This is a genomic window from Streptomyces hiroshimensis, from assembly GCF_014650335.1.
GTDB classification, from domain to species: Bacteria; Actinomycetota; Actinomycetes; order Streptomycetales; family Streptomycetaceae; genus Streptomyces; species Streptomyces hiroshimensis.
In genome coordinates, this window is the sequence record NZ_BMUT01000002.1 from 216,644 (window position 1) to 227,134 (window position 10,491).

At 72.7% G+C, this 10,491-nt stretch carries 9 protein-coding genes; 7 read left to right on the forward strand and 2 right to left on the reverse strand.

Annotated elements, in window-relative coordinates; translation table 11 throughout:
• Nucleotides 1–4 precede the first annotated feature (4 nt).
• The gene (locus tag IE241_RS06350; RefSeq protein WP_190020635.1) at nt 5–1,636 is read right to left on the reverse strand and encodes a carboxyl transferase domain-containing protein; all 1,632 of its coding nucleotides are present in this window, start codon (nt 1,634–1,636) and stop codon (nt 5–7) included.
• Nucleotides 1,637–1,740: 104 nt separating this feature from the next.
• Here IE241_RS06350 and IE241_RS06355 point away from each other — a divergent pair, with 104 nt between their 5' ends.
• The 4 genes from IE241_RS06355 (at nt 1,741) to IE241_RS06370 (ending at nt 4,922) form a co-directional block, all read left to right on the forward strand.
• Nucleotides 1,741–2,406 (forward strand): SACE_7040 family transcriptional regulator, encoded by a 666-nt coding sequence (locus IE241_RS06355; RefSeq protein WP_190020636.1) that lies wholly within the window; start codon nt 1,741–1,743, stop codon nt 2,404–2,406.
• Between the two features lie 134 nt (nt 2,407–2,540).
• The gene (locus IE241_RS06360; protein ID WP_190020637.1) at nt 2,541–3,698 is read left to right on the forward strand and encodes an acyl-CoA dehydrogenase family protein; all 1,158 of its coding nucleotides are present in this window, start codon (nt 2,541–2,543) and stop codon (nt 3,696–3,698) included.
• A gap of 20 nt (nt 3,699–3,718) precedes the next feature.
• A complete protein-coding gene (gene tesB, locus IE241_RS06365) occupies nt 3,719–4,624 on the forward strand; it encodes an acyl-CoA thioesterase II (RefSeq protein WP_190020638.1) in 906 nt (301 codons plus the stop codon).
• 52 nt (nt 4,625–4,676) lie between these two features.
• Nucleotides 4,677–4,922, forward strand: coding sequence for a hypothetical protein (locus tag IE241_RS06370; RefSeq protein ID WP_190020639.1), 246 nt, complete (start codon nt 4,677–4,679; stop codon nt 4,920–4,922).
• An 86-nt stretch (nt 4,923–5,008) separates the two neighbouring features.
• Here IE241_RS06370 and IE241_RS06375 read toward each other — a convergent pair whose 3' ends face one another.
• Nucleotides 5,009–5,797, reverse strand: coding sequence for a phosphatase (locus IE241_RS06375; RefSeq protein ID WP_190020640.1), 789 nt, complete (start codon nt 5,795–5,797; stop codon nt 5,009–5,011).
• Nucleotides 5,798–5,978: 181 nt separating this feature from the next.
• Here IE241_RS06375 and speB point away from each other — a divergent pair, with 181 nt between their 5' ends.
• The 3 genes from speB (at nt 5,979) to IE241_RS06390 (ending at nt 10,472) form a co-directional block, all read left to right on the forward strand.
• Nucleotides 5,979–6,950 carry an agmatinase gene (gene speB / locus IE241_RS06380; protein WP_190020641.1) on the forward strand — a complete coding sequence of 324 codons (972 nt, stop codon included), beginning with the start codon at nt 5,979–5,981 and terminating at the stop codon, nt 6,948–6,950.
• Nucleotides 6,951–7,324: 374 nt separating this feature from the next.
• On the forward strand, nt 7,325–9,307 hold the full coding sequence (gene kdpB / locus IE241_RS06385; protein WP_229898942.1) for a potassium-transporting ATPase subunit KdpB: 1,983 nt from the start codon (nt 7,325–7,327) through the stop codon (nt 9,305–9,307).
• 61 nt (nt 9,308–9,368) lie between these two features.
• Nucleotides 9,369–10,472: an esterase-like activity of phytase family protein gene (locus IE241_RS06390; protein ID WP_190020642.1), complete on the forward strand. Its 1,104-nt coding sequence runs from the start codon at nt 9,369–9,371 to the stop codon at nt 10,470–10,472.
• Nucleotides 10,473–10,491: the final 19 nt, after the last annotated feature.

Below are 10,491 nucleotides of genomic sequence, written 5' to 3' on the forward strand. Positions count from 1 at the left end.
CGCCTCACATCCGGAAGACGCCGTAGCCGGGCGCGGTGGTGTCCTTCTCGGGCAGGGGGGCGTTGGCGCAGGCCGTCAGCGCCAGGCCCAGGACCTGCCGGGTCTCCAGGGGGTCGATGACGCCGTCGTCCCACAGGCGCGCGGTGGCGTAGTAGGCGCTGCCCTGGGTCTCGTACTGCTCGCGGACGGGGGCCCGGAAGGCCTCCTCGTCCTCGGCGCTCCAGCTCTCGCCGCGGGCTTCGAGCTGGTCGCGCTTGACGGTGGCGAGGACGGAGGCCGCCTGCTCGCCGCCCATGACGGAGATCTTGGCGTTGGGCCACATCCACAGGAAGCGCGGCGAATAGGCCCGGCCGCACATCGAGTAGTTGCCGGCGCCGTAGGAGCCGCCGATGACGACGGTGAGCTTGGGGACGCGGGTGCAGGCCACGGCCGTCACCATCTTCGCGCCGTGCTTGGCGATGCCGCCCGCCTCGTACTGCCTGCCGACCATGAAGCCGGAGATGTTCTGCAGGAAGACCAGGGGGATGCCGCGCTGGTCGCACAGCTCGATGAAGTGCGCGCCCTTCTGGGCGGATTCGGAGAACAGGATGCCGTTGTTGGCGACGATGCCGACGGGGTGGCCGTGGATGCGGGCGAAGCCGGTCACCAGCGTCTGCCCGAACTCGGCCTTGAACTCGGCGAACCGCGAGCCGTCGACGACGCGGGCGATGACCTCGCGCACGTCGTACGGAGTGCGGGAGTCCACCGGGACGGCGCCGTAGAGCCCGGCGGGATCGACCGCAGGCGCCTCGGCCGGCTCGACGGGCCAGGGGAGGGCGCTCCGCTCGGGGAGCGTGGAGACGATCGTCCGGACGATCCGCAGGGCGTGCTCGTCGCTCTCCGCGAGGTGGTCGGTGACGCCCGACACCTTCGAGTGAACCTCGCCGCCGCCCAGCTCCTCGGCCGTGACGACCTCGCCCGTGGCGGCCTTCACCAGCGGGGGGCCGCCCAGGAAGATCGTGCCCTGGCCGCGGACGATCACCGCTTCGTCGCTCATCGCCGGGACGTAGGCGCCGCCGGCGGTGCAGGAGCCGAGGACCGCGGCGATCTGCGGGATGCCCGCGCCGGACATCCGGGCCTGGTTGTAGAAGATCCGGCCGAAGTGGTCGCGGTCGGGGAAGACCTCGTCCTGCATGGGGAGGAAGGCGCCGCCGGAGTCCACCAGATACAGGCAGGGCAGCCTGTTCTCCAGGGCGATCTCCTGCGCCCGCAGGTGCTTCTTGACCGTCATCGGGTAGTACGTACCGCCCTTGACGGTGGCGTCGTTGGCGACGACGACCACTTCGCGCCCGGAGACCCGCCCGATGCCGGAGATGACGCCCGCGGCGGGCGCGGACCCGCCGTACATCCCCTCGGCGGCCAGCGGGGCGAGCTCCAGGAAGGGCGAGCCGGGGTCGAGCAGGGCGTCGACGCGGTCGCGCGGCAGCAGCTTGCCGCGGGCGGTGTGCCGCGCCCGGGCCCGCTCCCCGCCGCCCAGCCGCGCCGCGGCCAGCCGCTCCCGCAGCTCCGCGGACAGCTCGCGGTGCGCGGCCTCGTTCACCCGCCAGGCGTCGGAGGCCGGATCGGCGGCGCTCCCCAGCGCCGGTGCCTGCTGCATGTACTCGAGCTCCCTTGCTCGGTCAATGAGCCGCTCGGTTAATGAGCGTTAACACGACTCCTTCAGGTTAACGACCACTAACGCCGCTGTCTAGAATCACTTTCGTGAACGACGCACCAACCCGCACCCCGGCCCCGGCCGCCCCCACCCGCCGCGAGCAGATCCTGCGGGAGGCGGCCCGCCTCTTCGCGGAGCGCGGCTTCCACGGCGTGGGGGTCGACGAGATAGGCGCCGCCGTCGGGATCAGCGGGCCCGGCCTCTACCGGCACTTCGCCGGCAAGGACGCCATGCTCGCCGAGCTCCTGATCGGCATCAGCGAGCGGCTCTTCGCGGGCGGGCAGCGCCGCGTCATCGACGCCACCTCGACGGGCGGGGGCCCGGCCGCCGTCCTCGGCTCCCTCATCGACGGCCACATCGACTTCGCCCTGGACGACCGGGCCCTGATCACCCTCCACGACCGCGAGCTGGGCCAGCTGCGCGACAGCGACCGCAAGCAGGTCCGCTCGCTGCAGCGGCAGTACGTGGAGCTGTGGGTCGACGTCGTCGGCCGCCTGCACCCGGGCTCCGGCGAGGCGGAGGTGCGCGCCGCCGTGCACGCCGTCTTCGGCCTGCTCAACTCCACGCCGCACCTCGGCCGCCCCGGCGCGCTCCCCGGCCGTACGGCCACGGCGGCCCTGCTGCGCCGCCTGGCCCACGGGGCCTTCGCGTCGCTGTCGGACGGCGCGCCGGCGGGGCCCGCCGGGCCGTCTGTCAAGCCGTCCGCCGGGTGACCTGCCGGGGTCACCCGTTCGGCCCTGCCCGCTCTGGACAGCCCTGGTGACTCCCGGGTAGCTTTCGCCTGAGCAAGCGCTTGGCCAGGCATGAGCCCGGGGTCGCCGGGCCCGTACGAGGGGAATGGCAGCCAATGCGTCGCACGGTGTACAGCGAGGACCACGAGGCCTTCCGCGAGACGATCCGCGACTTCATCGCGGCCGAGGTCGTGCCCGTCTACGACGAGTGGCGGGAGGCCGGCGCCGCCCCCCGCGACTTCTACAAGAAGCTCGGGGAGCTCGGGGTCTTCGGCATCGAGGTGCCCGAGGAGTACGGCGGCGCGGGCGAGAGCAGCTTCAAGTTCCAGGCCGTCATCACCGAGGAGTGCGCCCGCGCGGGCGTCAGCTTCGGCGGCAGCAGCGTGCACACGGCGCTGTGCCTGCCCTACCTCCTCAAGTACGCCACCGAGGAGCAGAAGCGGCGCTGGCTGCCGTCCTTCGTCTCCGGCGACATGATGACCGCCATCGCCATGACCGAGCCCGGCACCGGCTCCGACCTGGCCGGCATGAAGACCACCGCCCGGCTCTCCGAGGACGGCACGCACTACGTCCTCAACGGTGCGAAGACCTTCATCACCGGAGGCGTCCAGGCCGACCGGGTGCTCGTCTGTGCCCGCACCGCCCCGCCCACCCCCGAGGACCGCCGCGCCGGCATCTCCATCCTCGTCGTCGACACCGCCTCCGAGGGCTACGCGGTCGGCCGCAAGCTGGAGAAGCTCGGTCTGAAGACCTCCGACACCGCCGAACTGTCCTTCACCGACGTCAAGGTGCCCGTCGAGGATCTGCTCGGCGAGGAGGGCAAGGCCTTCGGCTACCTGGGGCAGAACCTGCCGCAGGAGCGGCTGGGCATCGCCGTCGCCGCCTACGCCCAGGCCGCCGCGGCCATCCGGTTCGCCCAGGAGTACGTGCGGGACCGCACGGTCTTCGGCGCCTCCGTCGCGTCCTTCCAGAACACCAAGTTCGTGCTGGCCGACTGCAAGTCCGAGGTCGACGCCATGGAGGCGGTCGTGGACCGCGCCCTGGACGCCCACGACGCGGGCGAGCTCACCGCCGCCGACGCCGCCTCCGCCAAGCTCTTCACCACCGAGCGCGCCGCCGTCGTCATCGACAAGTGCCTCCAGCTCCACGGCGGTTACGGCTACATGATGGAGTACCCCATCGCCCGCCTGTACGCGGACACCCGCGTCAGCCGCATCTACGGCGGCACCAGCGAGGTCATGCGGTCCATCGTCGCCAAGTCGATGGGCCTGTAGGCCGGTAAGACCCTGCACCCATGAACGAGCCCCTTACCCGCACCCGTACGCCGCTGGACGAACTGCTCGCCCTCCTCGACCTGGAGCCGATCGAGGAGGACATCTTCCGCGGCACCACCGGCCGTGCCATCCTCGTGCCGCGCGTCTTCGGCGGCCAGGTCGCCGCGCAGGCCCTCGTCGCCGCGGGGCGCACGGTCCCCGCGGACCGCGCCCCGCACTCCCTGCACTCCTACTTCCTGCGGCCCGGCGACCCCGCCGTGCCCATCGTCTACACCGTCGACCGCATCCGCGACGGCGGCTCCTTCACCACGCGCCGCGTCGTCGCCGTCCAGCACGGGCAGCCGATCTTCCACCTGTCGGCGTCCTTCCAGCGCCACGAGGAAGGCCTCGAACACCAGGAGGCCATGCCGCCTGCGCCGGATCCTCAGACCCTCCCCACGGCGGCCGAGATGCTGCCCCGGTACGCGGAGCTCCTGGGCGGCCAGGGCGTCGTGGACCGCATCCTGGACGCCCGCTCGGCGGTCGACCTGCGGTACGCGGACGAGCCGCCGTTCGGCAGCGTGGGGGAGCCGCGCGAGCCGAAGTCGCAGGTTTGGTTCCGTACCAACGGCAAACTGGCCGACGATCCCCTGCTGCACATCTGCCTGGCCACCTACGTGTCCGACATGACGCTCCTGGACTCCGTCCTCCTGGCCCACGGCCGCGGCGGCTGGGCCGTCGGCGACGTCGTCGGAGCGAGCCTGGACCACGCCATGTGGTTCCACCGCCCGTTCCGCGCCGACGAGTGGCTGCTGTACGACCAGGAGAGCCCCACCTCACAGGGCGGCCGCGGGCTGGCCCGGGGCCGCATCTTCACCGAGGGCGGGCAGCTGGCGGTGTCGGTGATCCAAGAGGGCGTGGTCAGGGTTCCGCGTGGGCGTGCCTGACGGGCCGGTAACATCGGCGAGTTGACGTAGCCGGTGCGACGGAGGGGGTCCGATGGCGCGCGCGACCGCACGGATGGGCAGGGCATCGAGGTCCTTGCTGATGGCCGGAGGCGCCTTGAGCATCGTCCTCGGCGTTCTCGTGGTCTTCCTCTGGCACAGCCCGCTCGTCGAGGCGACGGGGGTGCCCAAGCTGGTGGGCTTCCTCGTGTTCCGGGGAGTTGAGGCCGCCCTGGTCTGGGGCGGCGCATGGCTCTGCGTGCGGGGCTGGAACGGCGGCCCCGACCCGGCGGAGGGCTAGCCCCGGGAAAGGTCCCGCCGCAACGGCGCTCGGCCGCCGCGGCGGGAGTCCGGCGGCCTGCGGGCCACCGGAACCGCAGGGCCGTCTCAGCCCTCCGTGAGGAGCCCCGCCGCGGCCAGCAGGTACGCCGTCATCGGCTCGTAGAAGCGCGGGTCCACCACGTGGTCGTCCATCGGCACGGCCACCTGCAGCGTGCCCTCCGCCTCCGCGAGGAAGAGCGCCGGGTCGTTGGAGTCCGCGTAGCCCACGGCGTCGATGCCGCGCTGCGCCGCGCAGCCCGCCCAGCCGTGGTCGGCGACGACCAGGTCCGGCAGCGGGCGGCCCTCGCGCAGCAGCCCGTCGAGGATCGCGGTCATCGGGTGGGGGGAGTGGGTGTGCCAGAGCGTCGCCCCGCCCTCGTACACCGCGACGTCGGCGAACTGCACGACGCAGCCCTCGTCCGCGGTCAGCCCGCCCGGGATCCGCACGACCTCGCAGCCCGCCGCGCGCATGGCCGCCGCGGTCATGCGGTGCGTCTCCAGCAGGGCGCCCGGGTGGCCGGTCGCGAAGAGCACGCTCTGCCGGCTCTCCGCCGCCTTGCGCAGCACGTTCGCCATGCGGTCCAGGGCGTCGGCGGTCAGCTCGGGGTCGATGTGGTCCTGGCCGGCCCGGTGGTTCAGGTCGTCGCTCACGCCGCAGCGCTCCGCCATCACGGCCAGCACGTCCTGCTCGTCCGTCCAGCGGTCGCCGAGCTCCAGGCCGAGCCAGTAGCGGCGGTCGCCGTTCGACAGCTTGCGGTAGTGGTCGAGGTTGTTCTCGCGGGGCGTCGCCACGGCACCGGCGATGCGCGTGCGGACGAGGTGGCCGATCAGTTCGCTGCGGGTCGGTATGGGCATACCGCTCATTGTCTCCCCCGATCATGTTGCTGCTGGACGCGGTGTCCATATGGAGGGGCCGGACCCACGGTTACGTACATGTGCGGATTCCGCCGCCCTGCCTACCCTCGGGTACGTCCACCGCAGCCGCCCCGACGTTGGTTCGACCGTAACGCGTCCGTGATTCGAGAGGCTCCCCAGCATGAGCACCCCCGCCCCCCGTGAACCGCGCGGCCCCGTCGACTCCTCCCGCATCCCGCGCTACGCAGGCCCCGCGACCTTCGCCCGCCTGCCGCGCCTGGACGAGGTCGGCACGACGGACGTGGCCGTCGTCGGCGTGCCCTTCGACACCGGCGTCTCCTACCGGCCGGGCGCCCGCTTCGGCGGCAACGCCATCCGCGAGGCCTCCCGCCTGCTGCGCCCGTACAACCCGGCGCAGGACGCCTCCCCCTTCGCCCTCGCGCAGGTCGCGGACGCCGGTGACATCGCCGCGAACCCGTTCAACATCGACGAGGCCGTCGAGACCATCGAGGCCGCGGCCGACGACCTCCTGGGCACCGGCGCCCGCATGATGACCCTGGGCGGCGACCACACCATCGCCCTGCCCCTGCTGCGCTCGGTCGCCAAGAAGCACGGCCCCGTCGCCCTGCTGCACTTCGACGCGCACCTGGACACCTGGGACACCTACTTCGGCGCCGAGTACACCCACGGCACGCCGTTCCGCCGCGCCGTCGAGGAGGGCATCCTCGACACCGAGGCGCTGTCCCACGTCGGTACGCGCGGCCCGCTGTACGGCAAGAAGGACCTCACCGACGACGAGAAGATGGGCTTCGGCATCGTCACCTCGGCCGACGTGATGCGCCGGGGCGTCGACGAGATCGCCGACCAGCTGCGCCAGCGCGTCGGGGACCGCCCGCTGTACATCTCCATCGACATCGACGTCCTGGACCCGGCCCACGCGCCCGGCACCGGCACGCCGGAGGCGGGCGGCCTGACCTCCCGCGAGCTGCTGGAGATCATCCGGGGCCTGTCGTCCTGCAACCTGGTCTCCGCCGACCTGGTCGAGGTCGCCCCGGCCTACGACCACGCCGAGATCACGTCGGTGGCCGCCTCCCACGCGGCCTACGAGCTGACGACGATCATGTCGCGGCAGATCGCCGCGTCGCGCGGCTGACGCCACCCCTTCGGCGAGCGCCGTGCGGGCCGGGAAACCGGGCTGCACGGCGCTCGCCGTTTCCGGGGGAGGGGGAGCTCCCGGGGCCGCTGCGCCGCGTCAAAGGTGCGTCAGTCCGGACCTGCGGCCCGACAAGGGCGCGTAAGGATCCGGTGACGGGCCGTGCCCGGACGGTTGGCTGGGGTGATCACCCACCCCCGTCGAAGGCCACCCCGTTGACCCTGCACCTCCTCCCCGAACAGGACGTCCGCCCGCCGATCCCGGCCCCGCCCTCCGGGCGGAAACGGCACCGGCGGGTGGCCGGAGGCGCCGTCGACCTCCGTCAGCTGGCCGCCTCTCTCCCGGACGCCTTCCGCAAGCTGCACCCGCGGCTCATGGTCAAGCACCCGGTGCTGTTCGTGGTCGAGGCGGGCTCCGTCCTCACCACGCTCTCCGCGCTCCTCGACCCGTCCGCCTTCGCCTGGCTCATCAGCGTCTGGCTCTGGCTGACCGTGCTCTTCGCCAATCTGGCCGAGGCCGTCGCCGAGGGCCGTGGCAAGGCGCAGGCCGAGACGCTGCGCCGCACCCGCGACACCACCGTCGCCCGGCGGCTGCGCACCTGGCGGGTGGGCATGGACCGGCGCGACTGGGTGGAGGAGCGCGTGGTCGCCGCCGACCTGCGCCCGCAGGACTTCGTGGTCGTGGAGGCGGGCGGGACCGTCCCCGGCGACGGCGAGGTCGTCGACGGCGTCGCATCGGTCGACGAGTCCGCCATCACCGGCGAGTCCGCGCCCGTCATCCGGGAGGCGGGCGGCGACCGCTCGGGCGTCACCGGCGGTACGAAGGTGCTCTCCGACCGGGTGGTCGTCCGCATCACCTCACGCCCCGGGCACACCTTCCTGGACCGCATGATCGCCCTGGTCGAGGGCACCAGCCGGCAGAAGACCCCCAACGAGCTGGCCCTGAACATCCTGCTCTCCTGCCTGACCGTGATCTTCATCCTGGCCGTGGTGTCGCTGCAGCCCATGGCGGGCTGGTCCGGCGCCCCGCAGAGCATCACCGTCCTCGTCGCCCTCCTCGTCACCCTCATCCCCACGACCATCGGCGCCCTGCTGTCCGCGATCGGCATCGCCGGGATGGACCGCCTCGTCCAGCGCAACGTCCTCGCGCTGTCCGGGCGGGCCGTGGAGGCCGCCGGGGACGTCAACACGCTCCTGCTGGACAAGACCGGGACCATCACCCTCGGCAACCGCCAGGCGGCCTCCTTCGTGCCCGTCAAGGACGTCCCGCACGAGCTGCTGGCCGACGCCGCCCAGCTCGCCTCCCTGGCCGACGAGACGCCCGAGGGCCGCTCGATCGTCGCCCTCGCGCAGCAGTACGGGATCCACCACGCCGAGGCGGAGTTCGCGCACGGCCGCTTCGTGCCGTTCTCCGCGCAGACGAGGATGAGCGGGGCGGACTTCGCCTACGACGGCGAGTTCTGCCGCATCCGCAAGGGCGCCGGGAACGCGGTCCTGCAGTGGGTGGCCCGGCGCGGCGGCGACATCCCCGCCGAGGCCGGCTGGATCGCGGACTCCATCGCGGCCGGCGGCGGCACCCCGCTGCTCGTCGCCCTGGAGGACCGCGACGGCTGCCGGGTCCTGGGCGCCGTCCACCTCAAGGACGTCGTCAAGCCCGGCATCGCCGAGCGCTTCGCCGAGCTGCGCGCCATGGGCATCAGGACCGTCATGGTCACCGGCGACAACCCGCTCACCGCCAAGGCCATCGCCGCGGAGGCCGGGGTGGACGACTACATGGCCGAGGCGACCCCCGAGCACAAGCTCGCCCGCATCCGCGAGGAGCAGGCCGGCGGCAAGCTGGTGGCGATGACGGGGGACGGCACGAACGACGCGCCCGCGCTGGCCCAGGCGGACGTGGGCGTGGCCATGAACACCGGCACCTCGGCCGCCAAGGAGGCCGGGAACATGGTGGACCTGGACTCCAACCCCACCAAGCTCATCGAGATCGTGGAGATCGGCAAGCAGCTGCTCATCACGCGCGGCGCGCTCACCACCTTCTCCATCTGCAACGACGTCGCCAAGTACTTCGCGATCGTCCCGGCCATGTTCGGCGGCGTCGCCGGCTACGAGGGCCTGGAGAAGCTCAACGTCATGGGCCTGCACAGCCCGTCCTCGGCCATCGCCTCGGCGATCATCTTCAACGCGCTGGTCATCGTCGCCCTGATCCCCCTCGCCCTGCGCGGCGTGCGCTACGCCCCCTCCAGCGCGCACGCCCTGCTGCGCCGCAACCTCGGCCTGTACGGGGTGGGCGGGCTGATCGCGCCCTTCGCCGGCATCAAACTCATCGATCTGCTCCTGCAGTTCGTCCCGGGTCTGTGAGGCCGGTGGCCGACCACCGTATTTTTCCAGGGTGTTGTTTCCGACCCAGGAGGCCCGCCCCATGCGCACCCGCTCCGTGCTCGCCGCCGCCACCGCCGCACTGGCCGCGGCCACCTGCCTGACGACCACCGGCGCCGCTCCGGCGCAGGCGCACGCGCCCACGCGCGCGTGCTCGCCCTCCGTACGGATCGACGGCTTCTCCGACGGTCTGGACAAGACGACGTTCCAGGGCTCGTTCGTCGGCAACCTCTCGGCCCTGGCGGTCGACGAGGACGGCACCGTGGCCGCGCTCTCCGACCGCTCCCAGCTGTTCTCCCTCGACGTGGAGCAGAAGACCGGCAAGGCGCCGTCCGCGACCCCCGTGCGGGCCGTGAACCTCGCCGACGAGAAGGGCGGCCCCCTCGACTCCGAAGGACTGGTCGTCGACCGTGACGGCACCCGGCTGGTGACGTCCGAGACCGAGCCGTCCGTCCGCCGCTACGACAGGGACGGCAAGCTGCTGGGGCGGCTGCCCGTCCCGGAGGCGCTGCAGGTCGCCCCGGCCGGGCGCGCCGTGCCCAACCAGACCTTCGAGGGCCTGACCCTCCAGCCCGGCGGGCGCACGCTGATCGCCTCCATGGAGCAGGCCCTGGCCGGGGACGGGCCGGACGCCGCCGGCAGACCGCTCGTGCGCCTGCAGAGCTGGCAGCGGCACGGCCAGCATGGTCGGCACGGCCGGCAGGATTTCGTCCTCGGCCCGCAGTACGCCTACCCGGCCGACAAGGGCCTCGGCGTCGCGGAGATCACCGCGGCCGGCGACGGCCGCCTCCTCGTCCTGGAGCGCGGCTTCACGGCTGGCGTCGGCAACACCGTGCGGCTCTACCTCGCCGACCCGCGCCGCGCGAGCGACGTCACCGCCGTCACGAACCTGCCCGGCGGTCCGTCCGTGCGGCCCGTGCACAAGACGCTCCTCGCCGACATGGGCGCCTGCCCGTCCCTGGGCGCGACCGCCCGGCAGCCGCAGCCGAACCCGCTGCTGGACAACATCGAGGGGCTCGCCGTCACCCGGCCCGCCACCCGGCGGAACGGAGGATTCCTCCGCCTGCTGCTGGTGAGCGACGACAACCAGAACCCTGTGCAGGTCACCCGGCTCTATTCGCTCACCGTGCGCCTGCCGCGGCCGTAGGGGGAGCGCACCGCCCGGC